This window comes from Streptomyces sp. NPDC044106, from assembly GCF_056433985.1.
In genome coordinates, this window is the sequence record NZ_JBWKFZ010000012.1 from 122,084 (window position 1) to 143,130 (window position 21,047).

The 21,047-nt window shown below is 69.7% G+C and carries 31 protein-coding genes; 20 read left to right on the plus strand and 11 right to left on the minus strand.

What is annotated here, in order from left to right; genetic code table 11:
• Nucleotides 1-44: 44 nt before the first annotated feature.
• The 6 genes from AC07DI_RS22945 to AC07DI_RS22970 all read right to left on the minus strand — a co-directional run bounded on the left by AC07DI_RS22945 (nucleotide 45) and on the right by AC07DI_RS22970 (nucleotide 3,125).
• Nucleotides 45-428, minus strand: a complete 384-nt coding sequence (locus tag AC07DI_RS22945; RefSeq protein WP_478905893.1) for a hypothetical protein — start codon at nucleotides 426-428, stop codon at nucleotides 45-47.
• A 64-nt stretch (nucleotides 429-492) separates the two neighbouring features.
• A complete protein-coding gene (locus AC07DI_RS22950) occupies nucleotides 493-705 on the minus strand; it encodes a hypothetical protein (RefSeq protein WP_478905894.1) in 213 nt (70 codons plus the stop codon).
• Between the two features lie 66 nt (nucleotides 706-771).
• Nucleotides 772-1,155, minus strand: coding sequence for a hypothetical protein (locus tag AC07DI_RS22955; protein ID WP_478905895.1), 384 nt, complete (start codon nucleotides 1,153-1,155; stop codon nucleotides 772-774).
• Nucleotides 1,156-1,360: 205 nt separating this feature from the next.
• Nucleotides 1,361-1,558 (minus strand): hypothetical protein, encoded by a 198-nt coding sequence (locus tag AC07DI_RS22960; RefSeq protein ID WP_478905896.1) that lies wholly within the window; start codon nucleotides 1,556-1,558, stop codon nucleotides 1,361-1,363.
• A gap of 14 nt (nucleotides 1,559-1,572) precedes the next feature.
• Nucleotides 1,573-2,205, minus strand: a complete 633-nt coding sequence (locus tag AC07DI_RS22965) for a hypothetical protein (protein ID WP_478905897.1) — start codon at nucleotides 2,203-2,205, stop codon at nucleotides 1,573-1,575.
• Nucleotides 2,206-2,651: 446 nt separating this feature from the next.
• Nucleotides 2,652-3,125 (minus strand): hypothetical protein, encoded by a 474-nt coding sequence (locus AC07DI_RS22970; RefSeq protein WP_478905898.1) that lies wholly within the window; start codon nucleotides 3,123-3,125, stop codon nucleotides 2,652-2,654.
• Nucleotides 3,126-3,388: 263 nt separating this feature from the next.
• On the opposite strand from AC07DI_RS22970, the gene AC07DI_RS22975 reads away from it, so the two are divergent.
• From AC07DI_RS22975 to AC07DI_RS23060, 18 genes are all read left to right on the plus strand, one after another.
• Nucleotides 3,389-3,799 carry a hypothetical protein gene (locus AC07DI_RS22975; RefSeq protein ID WP_478905899.1) on the plus strand — a complete coding sequence of 137 codons (411 nt, stop codon included), beginning with the start codon at nucleotides 3,389-3,391 and terminating at the stop codon, nucleotides 3,797-3,799.
• Nucleotides 3,800-3,906: 107 nt separating this feature from the next.
• Nucleotides 3,907-4,152 carry a hypothetical protein gene (locus AC07DI_RS22980; RefSeq protein ID WP_478905900.1) on the plus strand — a complete coding sequence of 82 codons (246 nt, stop codon included), beginning with the start codon at nucleotides 3,907-3,909 and terminating at the stop codon, nucleotides 4,150-4,152.
• A 144-nt stretch (nucleotides 4,153-4,296) separates the two neighbouring features.
• Nucleotides 4,297-4,713 carry a hypothetical protein gene (locus tag AC07DI_RS22985; RefSeq protein WP_478905901.1) on the plus strand — a complete coding sequence of 139 codons (417 nt, stop codon included), beginning with the start codon at nucleotides 4,297-4,299 and terminating at the stop codon, nucleotides 4,711-4,713.
• Between the two features lie 68 nt (nucleotides 4,714-4,781).
• Nucleotides 4,782-4,910, plus strand: a complete 129-nt coding sequence (locus AC07DI_RS22990) for a hypothetical protein (RefSeq protein ID WP_478905902.1) — start codon at nucleotides 4,782-4,784, stop codon at nucleotides 4,908-4,910.
• 164 nt (nucleotides 4,911-5,074) lie between these two features.
• A complete protein-coding gene (locus AC07DI_RS22995) occupies nucleotides 5,075-6,799 on the plus strand; it encodes a hypothetical protein (protein ID WP_478905903.1) in 1,725 nt (574 codons plus the stop codon).
• A 152-nt stretch (nucleotides 6,800-6,951) separates the two neighbouring features.
• Nucleotides 6,952-7,365, plus strand: a complete 414-nt coding sequence (locus AC07DI_RS23000; protein WP_478905904.1) for a hypothetical protein — start codon at nucleotides 6,952-6,954, stop codon at nucleotides 7,363-7,365.
• A 73-nt stretch (nucleotides 7,366-7,438) separates the two neighbouring features.
• Nucleotides 7,439-7,927 (plus strand): hypothetical protein, encoded by a 489-nt coding sequence (locus AC07DI_RS23005; RefSeq protein WP_478905905.1) that lies wholly within the window; start codon nucleotides 7,439-7,441, stop codon nucleotides 7,925-7,927.
• A 60-nt stretch (nucleotides 7,928-7,987) separates the two neighbouring features.
• The gene (locus AC07DI_RS23010; protein ID WP_478905906.1) at nucleotides 7,988-8,227 is read left to right on the plus strand and encodes a hypothetical protein; all 240 of its coding nucleotides are present in this window, start codon (nucleotides 7,988-7,990) and stop codon (nucleotides 8,225-8,227) included.
• 53 nt (nucleotides 8,228-8,280) lie between these two features.
• On the plus strand, nucleotides 8,281-8,913 hold the full coding sequence (locus AC07DI_RS23015) for a hypothetical protein (protein ID WP_478905907.1): 633 nt from the start codon (nucleotides 8,281-8,283) through the stop codon (nucleotides 8,911-8,913).
• Nucleotides 8,914-8,992: 79 nt separating this feature from the next.
• Nucleotides 8,993-9,124 (plus strand): hypothetical protein, encoded by a 132-nt coding sequence (locus AC07DI_RS23020; RefSeq protein ID WP_478905908.1) that lies wholly within the window; start codon nucleotides 8,993-8,995, stop codon nucleotides 9,122-9,124.
• Nucleotides 9,125-9,261: 137 nt separating this feature from the next.
• Nucleotides 9,262-9,684 (plus strand): DUF6313 family protein, encoded by a 423-nt coding sequence (locus AC07DI_RS23025; protein ID WP_478906017.1) that lies wholly within the window; start codon nucleotides 9,262-9,264, stop codon nucleotides 9,682-9,684.
• Nucleotides 9,681-9,986 carry a hypothetical protein gene (locus tag AC07DI_RS23030; RefSeq protein WP_478905909.1) on the plus strand — a complete coding sequence of 102 codons (306 nt, stop codon included), beginning with the start codon at nucleotides 9,681-9,683 and terminating at the stop codon, nucleotides 9,984-9,986. The genes AC07DI_RS23025 and AC07DI_RS23030 overlap by 4 nt, the downstream gene beginning before the upstream one ends.
• 22 nt (nucleotides 9,987-10,008) lie before the next feature.
• Nucleotides 10,009-10,755 carry a pentapeptide repeat-containing protein gene (locus tag AC07DI_RS23035; RefSeq protein WP_478905910.1) on the plus strand — a complete coding sequence of 249 codons (747 nt, stop codon included), beginning with the start codon at nucleotides 10,009-10,011 and terminating at the stop codon, nucleotides 10,753-10,755.
• A gap of 380 nt (nucleotides 10,756-11,135) precedes the next feature.
• Nucleotides 11,136-11,540: a hypothetical protein gene (locus AC07DI_RS23040; protein WP_478905911.1), complete on the plus strand. Its 405-nt coding sequence runs from the start codon at nucleotides 11,136-11,138 to the stop codon at nucleotides 11,538-11,540.
• Nucleotides 11,541-11,624: 84 nt separating this feature from the next.
• On the plus strand, nucleotides 11,625-12,035 hold the full coding sequence (locus AC07DI_RS23045) for a hypothetical protein (RefSeq protein ID WP_478905912.1): 411 nt from the start codon (nucleotides 11,625-11,627) through the stop codon (nucleotides 12,033-12,035).
• 72 nt (nucleotides 12,036-12,107) lie between these two features.
• Nucleotides 12,108-13,172 carry a phosphoadenosine phosphosulfate reductase domain-containing protein gene (locus AC07DI_RS23050; protein ID WP_478905913.1) on the plus strand — a complete coding sequence of 355 codons (1,065 nt, stop codon included), beginning with the start codon at nucleotides 12,108-12,110 and terminating at the stop codon, nucleotides 13,170-13,172.
• A gap of 63 nt (nucleotides 13,173-13,235) precedes the next feature.
• On the plus strand, nucleotides 13,236-13,688 hold the full coding sequence (locus AC07DI_RS23055) for a hypothetical protein (protein ID WP_478905914.1): 453 nt from the start codon (nucleotides 13,236-13,238) through the stop codon (nucleotides 13,686-13,688).
• A gap of 73 nt (nucleotides 13,689-13,761) precedes the next feature.
• Complete coding sequence (locus AC07DI_RS23060; RefSeq protein WP_478905915.1) at nucleotides 13,762-14,256, plus strand: hypothetical protein; 495 nt, start codon at nucleotides 13,762-13,764, stop codon at nucleotides 14,254-14,256.
• Nucleotides 14,257-14,315: 59 nt separating this feature from the next.
• Here the strand turns inward: AC07DI_RS23060 and uppS are convergent, their stop codons facing one another.
• Genes uppS through AC07DI_RS23085 form a run of 5 tightly spaced genes read right to left on the minus strand, consistent with a single transcriptional unit; the run spans nucleotide 14,316 to nucleotide 18,070 of the window.
• Nucleotides 14,316-15,041: a polyprenyl diphosphate synthase gene (gene uppS, locus AC07DI_RS23065; RefSeq protein WP_478905916.1), complete on the minus strand. Its 726-nt coding sequence runs from the start codon at nucleotides 15,039-15,041 to the stop codon at nucleotides 14,316-14,318.
• 34 nt (nucleotides 15,042-15,075) lie between these two features.
• Nucleotides 15,076-15,693, minus strand: a complete 618-nt coding sequence (locus AC07DI_RS23070; protein ID WP_478905917.1) for a hypothetical protein — start codon at nucleotides 15,691-15,693, stop codon at nucleotides 15,076-15,078.
• The gene (locus AC07DI_RS23075) at nucleotides 15,690-16,958 is read right to left on the minus strand and encodes an MAB_1171c family putative transporter (RefSeq protein ID WP_478905918.1); all 1,269 of its coding nucleotides are present in this window, start codon (nucleotides 16,956-16,958) and stop codon (nucleotides 15,690-15,692) included. Before AC07DI_RS23075 ends, AC07DI_RS23070 begins: the two co-directional genes overlap by 4 nt.
• A gap of 34 nt (nucleotides 16,959-16,992) precedes the next feature.
• Nucleotides 16,993-17,535: a hypothetical protein gene (locus AC07DI_RS23080; protein WP_478905919.1), complete on the minus strand. Its 543-nt coding sequence runs from the start codon at nucleotides 17,533-17,535 to the stop codon at nucleotides 16,993-16,995.
• 40 nt (nucleotides 17,536-17,575) lie between these two features.
• Nucleotides 17,576-18,070, minus strand: coding sequence for a hypothetical protein (locus AC07DI_RS23085; protein ID WP_478905920.1), 495 nt, complete (start codon nucleotides 18,068-18,070; stop codon nucleotides 17,576-17,578).
• A 371-nt stretch (nucleotides 18,071-18,441) separates the two neighbouring features.
• Here AC07DI_RS23085 and AC07DI_RS23090 point away from each other — a divergent pair, with 371 nt between their 5' ends.
• Both AC07DI_RS23090 and AC07DI_RS23095 read left to right on the plus strand, forming a co-directional pair.
• Nucleotides 18,442-18,918, plus strand: a complete 477-nt coding sequence (locus tag AC07DI_RS23090) for a hypothetical protein (RefSeq protein ID WP_478905921.1) — start codon at nucleotides 18,442-18,444, stop codon at nucleotides 18,916-18,918.
• Between the two features lie 690 nt (nucleotides 18,919-19,608).
• Complete coding sequence (locus tag AC07DI_RS23095; protein ID WP_478905922.1) at nucleotides 19,609-21,009, plus strand: DEAD/DEAH box helicase; 1,401 nt, start codon at nucleotides 19,609-19,611, stop codon at nucleotides 21,007-21,009.
• Nucleotides 21,010-21,047 lie beyond the last annotated feature (38 nt).

Below are 21,047 nucleotides of genomic sequence, written 5' to 3' on the forward strand. Positions count from 1 at the left end.
CGGCTGGGGTGGGCGCACCGAAGTGGTGCGCCCCGGGGGGTGGTTCAGGAGCGGCAGGCGGCCGATGAGGGTGCGGTGCAGTCGGGTGGGCAGGTGGAGCGGGGAACGTTGTTCAGGAGGGCGCGGACGGCGTTGGTGCCCTTGGCTTTGCGGGCTTCTCGGGCGTCGTTGCCGTGGACGACTTCGGCGCGCAGGACCTTGCCGCTGGTCCGGCCGATGGTGATGACGCCGAATGCGCCGTGCGGGCCGTCGGCGTTGAGGTAGAGGCGGCGGGCGTTGCCGCGCGGCGGGCCCCAGGTGGGGCGCAGCTCTTTCGCTTCGGCGAGTCGGATGATGCCGATCGTGTACGCAGTGAGTCCGGTGACGTCGATGCTGGTCTCGGCGGCGCCGGGGAGGGGTTCGGGGGCGGGGGTGACGGTGGTGTTCATGCTTGTGGGCTCCAAGTCGGGGGCGGGGCCGGGGCGCGGTGGAGAACCGCGCCCCGGAGTGGGGTTACTGGGGGTTGCGGACTCGGCCGTCGCGGTAGACGAACAGCAGGGGTGTGCCCTCGTCGGTCCGTACGGCGGCGGTGTGGGCCGGGTAGCGGGATGTGTCCATGGCCTCGTGGGACCGCTTCACGATCTCCTCGCGGGGCAGATCGTCGGGCAGTTCGGTGATGGTGGCCTGGCGGACGTTGGACCAGTTCGCGTAGAGGTCGATGCGCATGGTGGTGCTCCTGTTCGGGGTGGGGCCGGGGCGCGGAGTGTGCGCCCCGGCGGGGGTGTGTGTCCGTCAGGCGGCGGCGAGGGCGGCGCGGATGGCCTTGTACTCGGCCTTGCGCGGCTTGTAGTTCGCGACGATCTGGGCGACCTGTTCGGCGGTGTAGCGGTAGACGGTTACGACGCGGCGGGCGCGGCCCCGGAGTGTGCGGCGGATGCGGGCGGCGCGGCCCCGGATGCCCGCCTTGCGGGCCTGAGTGCGAAGCGCGTCGGCGGCTCCGGCCACGACGTCGAGCGGGGCACCGGTGGCGATGATGTGGGTGGCCAGTGAGCGGGGGCCGGTACGGACGCGGCGGGCGGCGGTGATGACGGCGCGGCGGACGCGCCCCTGTTCGCGGTTGGCGCGGGCGCGGATGCGGATGAGGGCGGCGGCGCGGCGGGAGTTGGCGGAAGCCATGGGAGGCACCTTTCGGTTCGGGTCTGTGTCGGCGGTTGCTCTCCGCCAACAAGAAAAATAGTACAGCATGCGTCGCGAGAGGTCCAATCCGGAATGCTGCGCAGACGGCCAGACTGTGACCCCACTTGGCCAAATGAGCGATGTGTGCTGGGCGCGCTGTAGCGCTCGCGCCTCGACATGACGCGCGCTGTACTTGATAGCGGCCTTAGAACAGGGCGTCGGCCTGAGGTGGTTCCGCCGGTACCCGGCGGCGGGGGGCGGCCTGCTGGGCGGGCAGCTCGTCACCGAACAGTGCGGCCGTGCCGTACCGGTCCGGTACGGCTGGCACCCGGGCCCCCGCCCGTACGGCGCGCTCGTCGACGAGGGAGCGCGAAGCCCGCCGGTCGAAGTCGGCGCGCTTCATCTGCCCCCAGTCCCTCACTGCCCCTGCTCCATCCGCTCCGGGGCGTTCAGGTCGATGACGGTCAGGTGCCCGTCCTCGTCGGTGATCTCCAGCACCGGCGGCCACGCATCGGTGGCGACGTAGCTCTTCAACTGCTCGTACGCCAGGCGCGCAGCCTCCTCTGGGCTCGACGCCTCGAAGTCGGCGGACCACATCACGCCGTAGGTGCGCACCGGCGGCTCGGCCTCCTTGGCGCGCGCCACGACGTCAGCCGGTATCACGGCCACGGGCCGGTTCCGCAGGACGAGTACGCACGCCTCGCCGTCCTCGGCGGGGGTCAGGCACACGAACCTCCAGTCGACGTCTGCGACGCGGCTGTGCTCCGCGAGCGTCCAGGCGTCCATGTCGTCGCACTCCTCGCATCCCTCACATGGGCAGGCGGAGGGGGTGTGCGGGTCGGCCGGGAACGGTTCGGGGACGTGCGCGGTCGGGCGGACGCCGGTCCCGTCGGAGAACTGGGCGACCACGAGGTCACCGGCCTTCACCTTGTGGGCGCGGACGGCCACGGCATCGTCAAGGGTCAGCCCGTACGGCAGGGGCGGGAAGTCGTCGCCGTTCGGCCGGTCGGTGAGGCAGAGGGATTCGGAGTCGAGAGTCAGTGTGTGCACGGCAGGGCCTTTCGGTCAGGGGGGCGGGGGTGACGACAAGGAGTTCGTCGGCGTTGTTGAGCTGGCACGCCGGGGCCAAGCCATCGCGCGGCCAGACGGTGAGCGCGATGGGTAGGTGAGCGGGTCGGCGCCGCGCTGGCTGCACAGCTCGCCCGGACATGCCACGTCGACGGGGCACGGCCGGGCGGCGTACGGGGACACGGCCGGGCGGCAGGTAGCTGATCCCGGCGGCGTGCGCCGGGCCGTAGCCGTGTACCTCCCCGAGCGCCACGTCCCCGGGCTCCACGCAGTCCGCACGGACGATGCGAACAGTGGCGGGATCGAAGTCGTGCGGGGGGGGGTTGCCGGCCGGGCGGGCGCTCGGGCGCACCGGGCGCACCGACGGGTCAAGGTCGAAGAATGCGGGCACAGGGGCAGCAGTGCGGCTGCGCCCCGGCGACTGGTGTTCAGTGGTGGGCGGTCCACTCGGCGTCAAGGGCGCGAAGCGCGGCCGTGAATTCCGGGGTGCCGGGCTTCTCGTCCAGGCCGCGGATCTGCGCATGCCCGTCGGGAATGCCGACGCGGGAGCCGTCCGGGTTCTCCCAGTCGTACGCAGGGCGGCGAGCTACCGTCACGCACAGCTCGACAGCGACCACGCCCGCGCCCTTGCACTCGCCAGGGACGATGCGGTTGCCGCACGCGCGGTTGCCCATGGGGCGGCAGTCCCAGCCGCTCCCGGACTCACCGATCCGCCCGTTGTCGCTCCCGCGCGGGCCGGTCCCGTCGTCGTGGGCGGTGACGCTCTTCGTGCTGCTCGCTGCCTGCTCGGCCCCGCTCTCGCCGGAAAGGGCGGCGGCGAGCCCGAGGGTGGCGGTGGCCAGTCCGGCGGCCAGGAACGCCGCGAGCCGAGTGGGCCGGGCGTGGGTGTGCAGCTTGCGCATGGCGAAGTCCCTTTCTGAGCGGGTCTGTTGCCCGGTTGCTCTCCGGGCCGGTGGTGCGGTCCGAACGTTACACACGCCCAAACGAAAAGTACAGCTCACGTCGTGCGGGCGATGCGTCACTCGTTCTTTTGTGGGCCTGGCCTGCCTTTTTTGCTCTTGAGTTGCGCCGCGGTGACGTGAGCCCTACTATTTAGGTGTCGGCGGGACACCGCCACGCAGCCCGGAGAGCAACCGGGCGCAGACCCAAACCGAAAGGGACACCCATGTCCGTCACCCTGGCCAAGGCCCCGCGCTCCTTCACCGTCCTCATGCAGGGCGGCACCGTGCACGCCGTGCTCATCACGCCCGCCACCCAGGAAGACCGCGATCTCCTCTACTTCGAGGCGTACTGGGGTGAATGCCTGGACGTCTGCGAGGTGACGGCCGTCGACCGCTACGCCGCCCACATCACGGCACTCGCCAGGCAGGCCCGAGACAACGCCTTCGTCGAGTACGCCGCGTACATCGGCTGCGGCGAGGACCTGATCCGCCACATCTACACCGGATACCTGGATTGGGCGGCCGCGCTCACCCCCGAAACCCGCGCGGCCTGGCACGCCGACCTGCGCCTCCACGCCACAGCCCTCCGGCGTCACGCACTCGTCGAAGTCATGTGCGCCAACCGCGAACTCTGACCCGCCGCACCGCCCGCTATCCGGCGGGCGGTGCGCCCCGCCCTCCGTACCGGAACGCCGGTACCCGCGCAGGACACCCCGCCCGCCCCACCACGAGGAGCACTGCCATGCCCGCACAGCCATTCCCCATCAGCGCCCGCTTCGACGTACACCGCCACCCCGACGGTGAAGGCGACGGCTGGAACGAGTTCATGCGCCTCATCGGTGGCCGCCTCTACTACTTCGAACACGGCTACACCGCACAGGGCTACCAGACCTTCCGCGCCTACGTGCGCACCCCCCGCACTGACATCCCCATCGAGCCGGGCCCCGTCGTGAACTGGCGACTCGTGCACGAGCTGCACACCGACTAACGGCACCGCTCACCCGCACCCCGTCACGCCAGCCACGACAAGCTCAACGGTCTGAAACACCGACGCCCTACGCGTGCGCGCGCGTAGAGGACTCTCAAAACTCGCGAAATCCCGCCCGTTCACCCCCGGAAGGACCCCGCACACATGCATGCCTCCACGACCGCGGCCCCGCTGTCCCCGGCGCAGATCACCATCACGCTCGACCAGTGGGACCGGCCCGTCGTCGTACTGCCCGACGACGTCGCGGCCCGGTTGTCCACCTCCAGTGCAGGCATGAAGAACTACGGCTACGGCCAGTTCGAGTCCCGCCGCTTCGGTGCCGAGACGTACGAGACGCGCGCGATCCGAACCATCTTCGATGCGGTTCTTGCCACCCACCCCGACGCGCTGGGCCTTGGCCAGTACGAGCGGTACGGCACCGGCTACTTCTGCGGCTCGACCGTCGGGGCGTCCGGCTGGGACATGGACGCGCGGACCTGGAAGAACTACGCGGCGACCAAGCACCTGCGCGTGTACGACCTCCACCTGAACCACGACGGCAGCAGCCACTTCGGTCTGTGATCACCCCGGGCGCCCGCTCCCCGGCGGGCGCCCCGCCCTCCTTGCCTCCTTCTGAAAGGACCTTCGCCATGCCCATATCCCCGGACAAGGCCGTCCGCCCCTTCACCGTCATCCACCAGCGCGGGGAGGTCTTCCACGTCGTCCCGGCCCACCCCACGTTCGAGCCGGGTTATGCGCCGGGCCAGATCCCCCGCTGACTCGCCGAAGGGCGGCCCGACTCCCTGCTGGAAGTCGCGGTGCCAGCCGTCTTCCCCATTGCCCCGCACGCGGCCAGGGCCCGCCCATAGGGTCTGTGCTCTGCGTGAGGGGCCCACCCGACCGGCCTGACCACGTTTCAGGCCCGCCCATGTTGAGGTCCCCTGTGAGTACACCTGCCAGCACTCTCGCCCACCGCTCCGTGTTCGCCATCCCAGAGGCGGAGACACTGCTCGACACCGTCCGATGGGTGTCCGGGGCGTGGCTGAAGAAGAAGTACCCCCGCACCACGGTGCAACTCGGCACCGGCCACCATGCGCTCGACGAGTCGTCCCAACTCCTGTCTCAGGCCGCCTATGACGACGGAGGCACCGAGTACGCCACCCGCCTCCAGCTCCGCGAGGACAGGGTCGAGGCGACGTGGCGCACCACTGTGACGGCCGCCCGCTCCATCACCGCCCGCAGCGGCACGGTGAGCGTCGACCTGGAATGCTTCCCGAACACTGCGCAGCCCCTCCGCACCGGTAAGCCCGCCATCGTCCGCGAACTCGTGGCGGAGCTGGAGCCGTGCGACGGCATGTCGAGACTCAGCGTCAACGCGTTGCGCGTCACCCGCGACCGTGTCCACTCCCTCGTCGACGTGCTGTGTGACCCAGAGCGGCAGATGCCCACCCTCGTTGCCGCGCGGCCCACCCAGCACGATCCGCTGTGGTCGAAGCGCGTGGCCGGCACGATGCAGGACGTTGCGGGGGACGCGTCCACTTACCTGCTGTGGGACCTGGACGCGGTCGACGCGTTCCGAGAGGTGATCGGCCACGAACACCGAGTCGGCCCCGGCTGCGTCCGCACCTTCCTCCCGCTCGTCGACCCGGCGTGGCCAGCGGACGCGGCCCGGCACCGGCTCCTGGGGTCCACACGATGGACCGATGCGGCCGACCAGGCGTGGCGCGGCATCGCCCGGCGCGTCCACACCCTTGCCCTGGAGCGTCCATTGCCCCGGCAGCTCGCGGCTGTCGCGTTCCCCGACCGGATTGCCGAGCAGCACCGGCAGGAACGCCGCGAGACCCTGGACAAGGCCCGGCTCCTCACCGCGGTCCCCGCGCAGGGGGCGGGGGAGCGCGACGAGGAGCTGCGCGCCGAGGTGGTCTTGCTGAACGGCTTGCTGGAGCAAGCCGACAAGGAGCTGTCGGAACTCGGCCGGACCGTGCACCTGGCCGAGCGGACGAACACGTCCATGCGGGAGCAGTTTCAGGCCGTCATCACCGACCGGGACGGCGAGGTCGAGGACCACCTGATGACGCTGGACGCGTTGCAGCAGGCGCGGGCCGAGGCCGACCGACTCCGCCTGCTGCTGCTGCGCCAAGGACGCTCACAGGACGTCGTGGAGGCGGCCGAGAACCTGCCAGGCGTCCCCTCGTCGTTCGAGGCGCTGTGGGAGCGCTTGGGCGAGCTGGAGTATCTGGAGGTGACCGCGGACCGGCGGACTGCCTTGGGGCTCGACGAACACGCCATGTCTCGTACGTGGGCAGCAAAGGGCTGGACGGCGCTCGTGTCGCTCGACTCGTATGCCGGTGCGGCGAAGGCCGGTTTCAACGGCAACTTCTTCCAGTTCTGCAAGACCCCGCCCGCGGGCGCGAAGCCGTACCCGGTCAAGCAGGTCGCGATGACGGAAAGCGCGCCGACGATGAGTCAGTACGGGCACGAGCGGCTGTTCCCGGTGCCTGGAGGGGGGCGAGTGGAGATGCAGGCCCACCTGAAGCTCGCCGGGCGCGGCCGGATCGCCCCGCGGATGTACTTCCTGGACGACGTGAAGGGGACGCGTGACGCGAGCGCAGGTCGTCTGATCGTCGGGTACATCGGTCCCCACCTGACCAACATGATGACTAACTAAACGCGAACCCTCACTTCGTCGCAGCGCGCGGTACGCAGCATGTGGAGAGGCTGTTGTCCCAGGGCGCACCATGCCCGTCTTGACGTGTGCTGTACTATTTCTGGTGTTGGTGGAGAGCAACCGCCACAGACCCGAACCGAAAGGGGACCATCATGTCCTTGACCCTGACCCTGCCCACCGTGGAAGACCTCACGGCCATGTGCGGGCCGCTGCGTACCGTCATTGCCGACTCCGGGCCCGTCGACACCCAGCCCGAGCACCACGAGGTGTACTCCTTCGAGATCCTGGGCGGCAAGGCGCTGCGGGAATCCGTCATCAACGGAGAGGCCGGACCCCTCCTCATCATCCGGCTCGTCGAGTACATCGACCCGGTCGCCCACTCCACGCGGTACGGCGTGGAGAAGTGGAGCGTCACCGGTTACCGCACTGTCGACCACACCGTGCGGCTGGTCTCCGACGCCGAGTACGAGAGGCAGGTCCGCACCGAGTTCGCCGCGCCCACGCTCACCCTGGGCCGGTCGATGAGCAGCCCGGCGACGTTCTTCGACGCCACTGACGTCCTCTAACCAACCGCCCGCACAGGGGCGCAGGTCGAGCAGCGTCCTGCGCCCCGCCCGCCCCATACCGAAGGACGACACCATGACCACCACCCGCAAAGCCCCGGCCACCCCGACTCCCGCTCACCGCCGCGCCCTGCTCGGTGCACTCGCCCACCCCAAGGGACGCGTACAGGAGACGAACACCCGCGTCCTGGACGCCCTCTACCTCGCCCGCTGGGTGACCGAGGTGACCAACACCAGCCGGGCCGCCGCAGGCGCACGCTGGGCCGGATACGACGGGCCGACGTTCATGGTCATCAACAGCCGCGGGCGCCACGCCCTGCTCACGGAAGCGGGCCGGGCCGCACTCCGCGGCGCCGGACAGGACGGGCGCCTGCCCGGGGGTACCCCGTGGCCGACAGCGAAGACCCTGCACCGCGACGGCCTGGTCGAGTACCGCGACAGCAGCGGCGCCGTGCACCCCAACGACGGCGACGACGGCGTACGCGGCCCGCTGCACTCCCCGTACGTGACGGAACTGGGCCGCCGACTGATCACGGGATTCCCGCAGGCGCGGCGCGCCGCCTGACAGCACCGTGGGCCGCGCCACCCTCACGCGGCGCGGCCCCCCTGAACGGAGAACACCACCATGAAGACCACCGACACGAACGCCACCCTCAGCCACCTTTGCGAGTGGGCCAGCCAGCGGGAGGGGAACACCGACCGGACACGCGAGGCCGGCACCACGGACGCGTGCACCGGTGTCATCAACTGCGCAGAGGGCCCCGGCGGATGCAGCCTTTCCGGCCGTCGCCACGTCCACCCCCGCACTCGCACCAGCCATTACGGGCCCTGCCCGGAACACTCCGACGCCCCCGGCGACCTGTAGCCCCATTTCCCGGCGGAGAGCAACCGCCGACAGACCCGAATCGAGAGACCCGCATGTTCAACACCACCGTGATCGAGGCACTTGCCGCGGCCGACGTCCCCGCCTTCTACGACGAGGACCAGAGCCTTCTCATCGCGCACGCCGCGGACGTACCGCAGGACCGAGCCCCCCTCGGTGAACACGTCGTCATCCAGCCCCGCGACAAGGACGGCAGCGGCTACCTCGCCGTGGCCTGGGAGCCCGACAACCTGGGGGACTACAGGGAGATCGCCGTCGTGTACGAAACGCCCGGCACCGACGTGAACCTGTGCGCGCGAGCCGTCGCCGAGTGGTTCACCACCCCGCGGCCGTCCGCCGGGGGCGTGCTGCTCGTCGCGCTCGCCGAGTGGGGCATCACCGCGCACACCGACGGCATCGGCGTGAGCTACGCCATCCCCGTCGACCCGGCCACACCCGAGGCAGACATCCGCAACCGTCCGCACCTGTCCGTCGGCGACCGCAACCCGTCCATCGAGCACGTCCCGGCCGCACACACGGGCTGGACGCTGTTCCTCCACGACGAGAACGGGGAGCCGGTCGGCGACCCGCTGTACATCATCGGCGACGGCGGCCCGGTGGACTGCGACAGGGACTCGGCGGCCGTCGCCGAGGCCATCGCCGACTTCCTGACCTCCCCGGCCCACTGATCCACCCTCGGGGCGCGGTCACACACCGCGCCCCGGCCCTCCCGCGGGCGGCAGAGCAACCCGCCCCAGACCCACACCGGTGTCGTACGGACTCGGCGCGGATTCGACGGCGATCCTGCTGAAGTTCCTCGCCGACCCGGTCGCGTACGGCCTGGAGCCGGAGCTGTCTGACCTGATTGTTGTGCATGCTGTCACGGGCGACGTTCTCTAGCCGGTCTAACCGTGTTGCTCTGGTTGTGGTTGCCGCGCCACCGTGCGGGGAGTAGGGGGCATCATCTCCGTTTGCGGAGACTGCCGTTCGCCTTACAGACACGCGATACGCCCCCTACCGTAGGCGTCGTGTCCGCAGTGCCCGCGCCCTCGCCTAGTGGGCCTCCGCCTCCGAGTCGATGGCAGCGACTGAGGGCGCGGTGGGCCGACCGGCATACCTTGCCCCGGTTCAGGTTCTGGCTGCTTAGCCGCGGTGCCGCCGTACTGTCGGCGTGCACGCTGCTGTACGTAGTCAACGGCTTCCTCGTCGGGTGGGTGTCTGCATATGAGGTGATGACCGGCATTGCCTCGCCAGCGGCTGTCCACCCTCAGTGGAGCGCCTGGTTGCTTTCCCTGACCGGTTGGGCGGCGATCCCTGCCATCGTCGGTGCGGCCGCTGGTTACGTCATCACAGAGCAGATCCAGGCACACCACGCGCGTGAGCTGGACGACGTCCTCGCCGAATTGCGGCGCCTGGCTGAACAGACCGACACTCCCGATATTTCCGGGGGCGGCTGGTGATCACCTTGCACAAGGTGTACGAGCAGGGCAGCGACGCCGTCAAGGCGGCGGTGATGGCCTTCGGTGCCCGCCACCCGGTCGAAGGTGCCGTCCCGGACGCGGAACCCGACTGGAAAGCCGCAGAGCTCCACTTCGTCTACCTGATCGAACTGATCATGGGAGCTGCGGTGCCTGACCAGCTTGGTGCTGTGGCCACCGTGCGGCGGGCTGAGGGTAAGGCCGTCGGACTCTTGCTCGCGGTCAACAACTTTCCCGACTACCGCTGTCCCATCTGCGTCAAGCGACAACGGGGCCGGCCGTGACCCTCTGGCCTACTTTGGAGACGTGGTGACGGACACCGAACGCGACGAACACGCAGCCCGCCTGCGCGGACTGCTCTATCTCGCCTGCCCGGACGCCGACCCCGAGGCCATCACCGACACTGCGGCGGCTATCGCCGATGTCGCAGAGGACATCCCCAGCGAAGCAGTGCCTCCGGCCGGACGGCTCGCCGGGCCCGGTCAAGGGCATAACGGATCATCCAGCTTGAACCTCGCCGGTGCTGACCTGAGCGGTGCAGCCATGCATCGCGCAAACCTGGTGGCGGCCAACTTGCGCAGCGCTGACCTGACGGACGCTGACCTGACCGACGCTGACCTCACCGACGCTGACCTCACCTACGCAGCCCTGATCGGCGCGGTCCTACTCGGAGCGGATCTGACCCGCGCGAGCTTGCCCCACGCGACGCTGACCGACGCTGACCTGACCGACGCGACCCTCATCGGCGCCACTCTGAACGGCGCGGACCTCTTCGGTGCGAACCTGATTGCCGCGAACCTGCGAGGCGCGGACCTGACTGGCGTGAATCTGATCGGCGCGAACCTGAACCGCGCCAACCTCAACGGTGCCAACCTTTTCCATGCCAACTTGATCGGCGCGGACCTGACCGATGCGAATCTGATCGGCGCGAACCTGAACCGCGCCAACCTCAGCTACGCGTACCTGACCCGCGCGAACCTGGACGATGCGAACCTGAACGATGCGAACCTGGTCGGTGCGAACTTGCTCAGCGCGAAACTGGATCACCTGTAGCAACAGAGCTAGAGCGTTTCGTTTAGATCATCAGATCATTGGCGACGGCTACCCGTCGGCGACCGCGTGCTTGGCCGCCCCTGCGAAGATCGAGGACAAGCAGCGGACGGCGAAGGAGCCGGGCGCCGGGTTCGAAGCGAAGTGCACGGTCGTCACGGGACGAAGTGGGCGCCAATCCAGCTGCTCGTCGTCCCGAAGCGGGAGCGGACCGCGGGGCCCGTCCCGCTGCGCTACCTGCGGCCACAGCAGCACCCGTCGCACGTGAAGCTGACCGCTTGAGCTGGTGGCCAGATGGACACCAGTGTGACGTCTGCTGTACTATTTGGCTTGTTGGTGGAGAGCAACCGCCGACACAGACCCGAACCGAAAGGCCCAGCGCCATGACCGCGCCGTTCCTGTCCACTTTCCTGCCTGACACCCCCCGTAACCGCGACCATCTCCCCGCTGTCTGGCTGCGGGCGCGGGAACTCGGTTACACCACCCGCTCCACCCCGGTCGTCGAGCCCGACGGCTGCACCCGCACCCGGTGCGCCGGAGTGCACGAGGGCTATCCCGGCAGCGAGCACCGGTGGGCGCTGCACTGCCTGCTGTGCGCCGTCGACATCGAGGTCTTCTACAGCCACATGCGTGAGCGCAAGGGCAAGAAGCCTGCCCCGCCCCGCCGTCACAAGGGCTGCCAGTTCTCCGGGCCGCACCGCGCCAAGAAGCGCGCCGCCCGCTACGTCGAACTTGGCCTGGCGATCCCCGACTGGGACAAGGACGCACTCGCCGCACTGGCGGCCTGACCGACCCGCCGCCGGGGCGCGACGCTGCCCGCCGCGCCCCGGCACTCTCCTCCTCCCCGACACCACGCCACCAGGGACAACGCCATGAACCCCACCCACCCGGCCACCCCGTACGGCCCCCACCTTCCCGAAGCGGCCGCCTACCTCCCCGCCGACGACGAGAAGGGCTACCGGGACGTCGTCCTGCCCACGGGCACCCCACACGCGGACGGCACCATAACCGCGCTCAGCGCCCGCCTCGGCAAGCACATCCGCGTCCCCGTCAAGGACCTGCACCCCCTCCCGGAACTCCCGCTGCTTGAGGGCGAACCCACCAACTGGTGGCGCGTCACCAACAAGGCGGGCCAGACGGTCACCCAAGTCCAAGCGGACGACTACGCGGAGGCCAAGCACGCCGCCGAACAGGTCCCTGCCGCGCGCAAGACCGCCCGACGAGAAGGGGGCCTGTCCTACAGGCGCTTGCGGTCCACGGAGCTGTCGGACAGCGACCTTTAACCCGCCCGCCGGGGCGCACCCTGCGCCCCGGCCTCCCAACCGCCGTCCCCTCACCTTCCCGACGAGGTCACCGTGTCCGCTCAACTGGCCCTGTTCCCTGACACTGCCCCCGCGCCCGCGCCCGCCCCGAAGCGCGTCCGCCGCATCCACCCGTCCGTTCCCGACGCGCCGACCACTACCGTCCCGGCCGCGCTGCTGCGCCTCGCGGACTGGATTCTCCTGAACAGCAGCGGAGGGAAGGACAGCCAGGCGATGGCCTCCCACGTCTGCGCCCTCGCGGTCAAGCTCGGCCTCCTGCACCGCGTCGTGATCGTCCACGCGGACCTCGGCGATGTCGAGTGGGAGGGCACCCGCAAGCTCGCCCAAGAGCAGGCCCGCCGCCTCGGCGTGCGCTTCGAAGTCGTCAAGGCCGAAGGCGGCGACCTCCTGGCGCGCACCGTTGCACGGTTCTTCAAGCTCAAGGCGAAGGCAGAGAAGGAAGCGCGCGAGCAGGGCCTTGACCCGGCCACGACCAAGATCGCTCCAGCCTGGCCTTCAGCCTCAGCGCGATGGTGCATGTCGGACCTGAAGCGGGGCCCGATCCGAAAGCTGATGACGAGGCTCGTCGCCGAACTCGGCGAGCTCGGCCGCCCTGTGCGCATCCTGAACTGCATCGGCCAACGGGCCGCTGAGTCGCCGCCGCGCGCGAAGCTCGCCCCGGTCGAGATCGACCGCCCCGCCAGCAACGGCAAACGCCACATCACGACATGGAGGCCGATCCACGGCTGGACGGACGCCGAGGTCTGGAAGGAGATAGCCCGCTCCGGTCTGCCCTACCACGAGGCGTACGACTGGGGTATGAGCCGCCTGTCGTGCTCGTTCTGCGTCCTCGGCTGTGAAGCAGACGTCGTCCTCGCCGCGCGGCTGCGTCCGAAGAAGGCCGTCGAGTACGTCGCCGTCGAGAAGCAGGTCGGCGCCGACTTCAAGAACGGCCTGTCCATGCAGACGATCGTCGAGCGCGCCAAGGCCCTGGACGCCGAGCACGGCGAGTTGCGGCGGCCCCCGCGCGGCACGGCCCTCGCCCGGTACGCCGGCAAGAAGGACACCCGCAAGTACCTCAACCGCGTCGACCGAGGCCGCCTCGACCTGGCGGCCTGACCCCCCCGCCCGACCACGCGCGCCGGAGAGCAACCGGCGCACAGACCCGAACTGGAGACTCGCATGCCACGCACCACCCGGCCCCACACCATCGCCGGACACCTCACGGCCGGTGGCCTCACCGATCTTCGTCTGACTGAGGACGAGCAGCACCAAGGGCGCCCCGGCCGGCACGAGCACGACGGGTTCGCGACGCGTAGCTATAGGGCCGAGGACGGCACGCTGCTCACTGTCGCGGGAGCGTACGGACCGGACTGGTACATGACCTTGGCGCAGATCCGGTTCCGTCTAGAGCGGCCGTATGTGAAGTGCACCGTCACCGACGACGCACCGAGCCTGGGAGACCATGAGGTCCTGGTGCGGTGGGCGACTTCCGCGGAGCTGCGAGCCCGTAGGCAGGCCCAGGCCATCCGCCAAGCTCCACTCGTCCGGATGCTGCGCCAGCAGGACGCTGCCGCGAAGGCGGCGGCCGAACGGCAGGCCCTCGAAGACGCGGGCCAGTCTGCTCTGTGGTGACGGAGCCCTGCCGAACGGTGTCAGCACCGTCCGGCACCATGAGCACCACCGAGGGACCGAAGGGACTGGCGCTGTGAGGGCCGACGAAATCCACCTGAGCTACACCGACCCGATGACCGGACAGGCCCCGCGCAGCACGAAGTACCGGGAGACGCAGTACGCCGACATCGACGGCGTGGTGCTCGTCGTCAAGCACGCCCACCGATCGCGGAACCCGCTGTGGTCGGCGGAACCGTACATGGGCCACCTGCACGGCAGCGTCCACGCGACCTGGGCGCAGTACCTGAGCACCGAGCCGGGCGGCGGAATCATCTTCGCGCACATCCGGCGCCGCGATCTTCTGGAGCAGATCGCGCAAGCGGTCGGCACCGAGGAGTGGGTCAGGGGGCGCGACACCTGGATGAGCCTCCCCCGTGATCGCTGGTGGCCCGGCAGGCACTTCCGGGTCGTACGCCGCGGGCCGCGCCAGTGGTGGGCCCTGCCGACCGACCCGAACCGGAACGCAGAACGCGGGCCCTGGCCCAGCGAGCGAGCCGCCCACGCCGCGCTCGGTGACCAAGCCCCCTGAGATGCGACGAGACGCCCGGCCGCCGCGGTGAATGTTGCGGCGGCCGGGCGTCTCGCGAGTCAGCGGCCGTGTGTACGGGTCTGCGTGGAGTGAACGGCCAGGGCTTCGACGAGCGCGGCGGTGTCATAGTCCGGCCACATGCCGTCGTCGAAGTGCAGGGTCGCGTCCGCTGACTGCCACAGCAGGAACCCGGACAGGCGGCGCTCACCGGAAGTGCGGACGACGAGGTCCAGGCCGGGAAGCCCGGATGTCGTCAGGTACTCATCGACCGGCAGCCGCACCCTCTCGTCCCTGTCAGGGGCGGTCGCGGCCTGGTAGAAGGCACGCCGTATGTCGTCGTGCCCGTCGTAGCCGATGCCGAGGCAGACGGTCATGCCGGTGCGGTGCGCCGTCTTCCGCTCGGCACGCGCGATCGTCTCCAGCAGGAACTGGGGAGCGCGCACCGGCATGGTAGGACCGCTGGACAGAATGCGGACGGGACCGGTGGAGGCGGCGGCCTCGGCGTCGACGATGTTGGCGATGACGTCGACCAGGACGGCGACCTCGTCCGGGTTCCGGGCGAAGTTGCGATCCGACATCAAGAACACGGAGACCGCCTCGATGCCGAGGGCTCGGCAGTGCGCCAGGGTTCGGTGGACGGCAGCCGCGCCTGCACGATACCCCTCTTCCACGGTGGCGCCGCGAGCCTTGGCCCAGCGGCGGTTGCCGTCCGCGATGAACGCGATGTGCCGGGGGAGGGTGTTCCCGAGGACCGCGGGGGTGGGCAGGAGTTCAGTGGTCGTCATGGGCGTGATCTCTACGGTTGGCCAGGTCTTTGCGTCACCCGCTGACCGCAGCGAAGACGACTCCGGCGACCACGGCACCGGTGACTGCTCCGGCGATCGTCTGCGCAAGGGTGTGCGCGCGCAGCTCGACGCGGGACCAGGCGATGAAGGCGACGACCGGTGCGGCGAGCCAGACGAGCGGCCCGTAGACAGCCGCGAGGATGGCGAGGGCTCCGGCTGCGACGGAGGTATGCACGCTGATCTTCCAGAACGCGGTGATCGGCAGCAGGACGGCGAGGGTAGCGAGCATGGCCAAGACCAGCGCGAGCATGGCCCGGGGCGCGCCGAGCCAGAGCATGCCGCCGATGCCGGCACCGACGGAGGCCATGATGACGGGGATGAGCAGCAGGCGGCGCTGGCGTTGGCCTATGTGCCGGTCGGCCCACTGGCCCTTCTTGATCCCGTACGTGATGTAGGCGACGGGTATCACCGCGGCGAACACGATGGCTTCTGCGGCCCAGCCAAGGCCGGTGAGCGGGTCGTCCTGGGCGAGGCCGGTCAGGAGGCTGACCGCGATGATGACGTTCTTGGGGTCGAGCCAGTCGGTGGTGCGGCGGGCAGTGGTGTGCTGGCTGGGATCGGTGGTCTCTGCCGGGGCACGCAGGGTGGTCATGCGGTTGCCTTCTCGGTGTTCAGAACCGCCTCAATTTCGTCGAGGTGGTCGGAGCTGTAGAAGAAGCTGACACGGCTGAGCCAGGCGGCATTGGCTTCCTGGTCGTCGCGCAGCTCCAAGAGGGGATCGACGGTGGGCGGGTGCGCCAGCGCTTCACCCTCGACGGCACGTCGGCGGGCGATGCGGAGGCACAGGGCGACTGCGGCGGCCTCGGCCCAGTCACCGCGGTGGCCGTGAGCGCGTGCGGCGGCCAGCGCGCGGGCGGGCAGGGTGTCCTCGATCCAGGGCAGCAGCTCGAAGGCGGCGTCAGAGATGTCCACGATCCGCTCGTCGAGCCGGTCGTACACGCTCCGCAGGCGCCACCGGTCGGCGCGCGGGGTCGTGCCCTCCAGGAGGTAGGAGCGGATCTTGTCGGGGCCCAGAACACACGCGAGGTCGCCCCACATCGGACGGAGCCGGATGAGGGCCCGGCGGTTGCGGCGGGCGCGGGCGACGAGGTCGATGCCGCGGATGCTGGAGCCGATGACGACGGGCAGAATCGTGGCGATCTGCAGGAGATTGCCGCCCATGTCGAACTGATCTTCGGTCAGGGGGAACTCGCCGTCAACGAGGCCGTAGCCGAGGTAGACCAGGCGGTACAAGGGGTATCCCGCACCGATGACGCAGCCGACTGCCATGAGCTGCATGCACCGCCGGTAGGCGCCAGGCGGATTGCGGGTGGCGGCTGCAAGGCACAGCGCGGCGGACAGAGCCAGCGCCACACCGATCGGGACGAGGTACATCAGCAGGTAGATGGTTCCGAAGCCATCGCCGTACTGCCCGTTGATGAAGTCGGTGTCACCGTTCGGCGCGATCCTGGCGGGCGCCGCGCCGCCGAAGGCGATGACCGCAGCGACCGCGGCCGCTGCGCCGAGTATGAGCCGCGGCCTGGTGCCGGCGAGCCTGCGCCACCACGGTTCGGGGTCGCGGGGTGGGACCGCGGAGTCGACCCAGCCCACCAGGAGCAGGCACGAGATCATCACGGACAAGTGCTTGGGCAGCACGGCACCGTCGTGGACACCGGTGAGGTGAGTGACCAGGTGTTCAAGTGGTGACAGACGCAGCGTGGCGCCGATGGCGAGGGTCAGGAAGGTCCACAGCAGAGCGTCTTGGCCGGGGTTCGGCTTGCCCTGCTTGTTGCGCTGGTGGCGCGAGTAAGCCCGGAAGGCGACGACTGTCCACAGGGGGATGATCGTCAACAGGGCTATGGAGTCATCGGAGGTCAACGGCGGAGCATTTCTCGGGCGAGGGCGGGGGAGGTCAGAGGACCTTGTAGAGGCGGTCGAGAAGCGCATCACCGTGGTGACGGTTCTCTCGGGCCTGGGCCGCGGCTTTACGGCGGAGGGCGAAAGCGAACTGCTCGGCCTGGTCCTCGATCCGTGCGTACTCCGGATCGTGTGGGCCGTCCTGTGATCGGGGGCGGCCGATGAGACACCCGTCCATGAACGCGGGGCTGAGGAACTGGAAGTCCTCGACGGCGGGCGCGGCAGGTTTCGGTGTGGCGCGCAGAACCACGGGCTCGTGCCCCAGACGGAAGTGGCCGAACTCGTGGGAGAGGCTGTGCACGGCGGGTGCGCCGGTGAGTTCCGGCGCGACCCACATGGCGTCGCTGTCGGCGTTGGGGCGAGTCAGCCAGAGGCCGTTTGCTCGAAGGCCCTCGATGGGTGGCTCCCCGCGCAGCAGCTCCAAGGGTCTGGGGTACAGCTCTTGGATGGCGGCGAAGAGGGAAGCGACGGTCAGCTCGTCTGGCAGGACGATGCCGTCGAGGGCCTGTCGGATCGCATTGTCGGCATGTTTGAGCACCGGTCGTAACACCTTGCAGTGGGGGGCGGCTTCAGGCGGGTCAGCCGTCAGCTTCGTGCTCCATCTGTTCGAGTTGTTCGAGCTTGGAGACGTATCGGGCGGCGCGGGCTTGGTTGGCAGGGGAGAGGCGTCGAGCGGCGCGAGCTAGCACTGCGACATCAGGAGCCTCTTGTTCCACTTGCTCCTGTTGACGTCTGGATTCAACAAAACGTTGCGCCTCTTCCATCACTTTTTGGGCAATCTGGCTCGGTTCGCCCGTGATCTTGAAGGCGTCGAGCGGCACCATGAAGAAGTCCGCGAGGGGGGACAGGTACTTCTCGGTCGGGCTCGGGCCGTTCGGCTTACGCAGTCGCCGGATGTACTCGCTGCTGATGGTGCCGTCGCCGTGGCGGCGGTTGATTTCGTCGGCCACCTGCTGGTTGGTGTACTCGACGTAGCGGCCTGGCTTGTCGGGGTCTTCCGGGGCGCATGCTGCGAACAGCAAGTTCAGTCGTTCGGCGAACGAACCCGTCCCCTGGGTATGAGGTGAGGTCACGGTGGATGGGTCTCCTTGGCGGGTTTCGAGGCTGCCACCATAACCCGCCGCGCAACGATCGTTGGATTCGTGCGACGATGACCCATCGAGGGTCCACGGATGGTTTGACGAATGGTGATCGAACCCGTTGGATGGGCCCCGGATCAGCACGTACAGGTACAAGGTGGTCACCGCCGGTTGTGCTGCCCGCGTGACGCCCACCCTGCCTCGACGAGGAGTGTCGCTCCACCCATGCAGCCGCCGACCTCGACCAGCTCGCTGTCCTTCCTGGAAGACTCGAACTCCCCCCTCCCGCCGCAGGCGCGGACGCACATACCCGCACGCATCGAACTAACATTCGACCACGAGTCATCCGACGGGACGGATCAACCGTGACGATCTCCGAAGCCATGCCCCAGCTCTGGGCCTCCAGCCTGCGGGCGCCCGCGCCGCGGCAGGCTGCCGCGGCGCAGCACCCCGCCCGAGAGAACTCCCTTGAGTTCCGCATTGGCCCCGAACACGGGCCCGTCGAAGCCATGCGCCGTTCACGGCGATTCGCAGCGATGGTGCTGCCGGCGCTACTGACCGCGCTTCCCGGAGCTGAGGCCGCCGCGGAATCAGTACTGGCAGTGCTCGCAGAACTGGTCGATGTCACTGCCCGGCATCGAGCGAGCGTCGACATAGCGGGCCGGATCTCGTGTGACGGGGCCCACGCGTTGCTCACGGTCGGGGAGATGAAGCAGCCGCTGCCGCAGCCCGAGGAGGAGCCAGGTCTCTATCTCGTGCATCGCCTTACCGATGACATCGGGCAGTACCAGGGTGACGAGGGCGGCCGCGTGACTTGGGCGTCAGTGCCGGTCGGGCTGTGACTGGTCGCTTTAAGGCGGCCGACTTCGGAGAAACCGAATTTGCCCTCTGGGATATGGAGTCGCTGAACTCGCGTAACCAGCTCGACGGTGCTCCAGGAGCCGCTGAGATGTGGTTCCAGGGGGCGCTGCTTCTCGTGCCGGAGACGTAAATGGCTGCACGCCGGTCGCCATCGGCTAGCGCCGTTCGATGCGCAGCGATAGCTAGAAGGCGCGGTGTGTCGCAGTGACTGACTGGGGCCCTAAAATATGGAGCCGCCTCACCCGGGAATTGCATGGGCGCGGCTCGATACTCTGGAGGTCGGGTGACGCATGTCACGGCCGTTGTCCACATGTTGGACGCCCCTGGCTCGCTCCCCGCGCCTCCGTAGTGGCATCTCGCCCCAGCCTCGTGGGAGGCTGGGGCGAGACCAGACACCGGCTGGCGCTGCGCCGGTCACGGCGGCGACACTTGCGTGGGCCGCACGGCGGGAAACGTAGGTAGCCACGTAGGTAGCCACGAAGGTGGCCATCCAGGGCGTTTATGCAGGTCATAGCGTCGTGGTTACTCTCCCCGGCGTACAGCCCGACTCGTCTGCCCCACCCGCCCCGGCTCCGGCCGGGGCGGACTCCCGACCCCGGCCCGCGCCTGTGGGGCCACCACCTGCCGGGCCTTCCTCGGTACGTTCCCGGCACCTCTGCGGAAGGCTCTCCATGACTCATCAGGACGCGACCCAACAGGACGCGACGGACCGGGTCCGGACCGGCTTCGCCGGGCTGGAGCTGCCCGGCGCGCTGCTGCGCACGCTCGACGAGCTCGGGGTGCGCGAGCCCTTCCCGATCCAGGCCGCCACCGTGCCCAGCGCCCTGGAGGGCCGCGACGTCCTGGGGCGCGGGCGCACCGGCTCCGGCAAGACGCTCGCCTTCGGGCTTCCGCTGCTCGCCAGGATCGCCGGACGGCGCGCCGAGCCCAAGCAGCCCCTCGCGCTGGTCCTCGTGCCCACCCGCGAGCTGGCCCAGCAGGTCACCGAGGCGCTCACGCCGTACGCCGACGCGCTGCGGCTGCGGATGGCCGCCGTCGTCGGCGGCATCTCGATCGGCCGCCAGATCGCCGCGTTGCGCGACGGCGTCGAGGTCGTCGTCGCCACCCCCGGCCGGCTGCACGACCTCATCGAACGCAAGGCCTGCCGCCTCGGCCGGGTCCGGATCACCGTCCTCGACGAGGCCGACCAGATGTGCGACATGGGCTTCCTGCCGCAGGTCACCGAGGCGCTCGACCAGGTGCACCCGGACGGCCAGCGGATGCTGTTCTCGGCCACCCTCGACCGCGACGTCGACCAGCTGGTCAGCGGCTACCTCCACGATCCCGTCGTCCACTCTGTCGACCCCTCCGCGGGGGCGGTCACGACGATGGACCACCACGTCCTTGTCGTCCACGGCCCCGACCGGTACGCCGTCACCACGGAGATCGCCGCCCGCGACGGCCGCGTACTGCTGTTCCTCGACACCAAGCACGCCGTCGACCAGCTCACCCGGCACCTGCGCGCCAGCGGCGTGCACGCCGCCGCCCTGCACAGCGGCAAGTCCCAGCCGCAACGCTCTCGCACCCTCGCCCAGTTCAAGGCGGGCCAGGTCACCGTCCTTGTGGCCACCAACGTCGCGGCCCGCGGCCTGCACGTCGACGACCTCGACCTCGTCGTCAACGTCGACCCGCCGACCGACCCCAAGGACTACCTGCACCGCGCGGGCCGCACCGCCCGCGCCGGCGAGTCGGGGCGCGTCATCACCCTGGTCCTCTCGGGGCAACGCCGCGAGACCAGCCGCGTGCTCAGCGAGGCCGGCATCGAGCCGACGGTCACCAAGGTGCGCTCGGGCGAGGCCGAGCTGAGCCGCATCACCGGGGCCCGGCGCCCCTCCGGCACACCGCTCGACGGCGGCCCCGCCGCGGCCCGGCCCAAGAACACGAACACGCCGTTCCGGGGTCTCGGTACGAGTAAGGACACCTCACGGGGCACGGGCGGTACGGGCGGGACTGGCGGGAAGTCCCGCAAGAGCGACGAGGCCCGCAAGCTCGCCGAGGCGCGCAGGGCGGCCCGGGTGCGCCGCGGCGGCTGACCCACGGGACGTGCCGGGCGTGCCCGGGGCGACCGCGT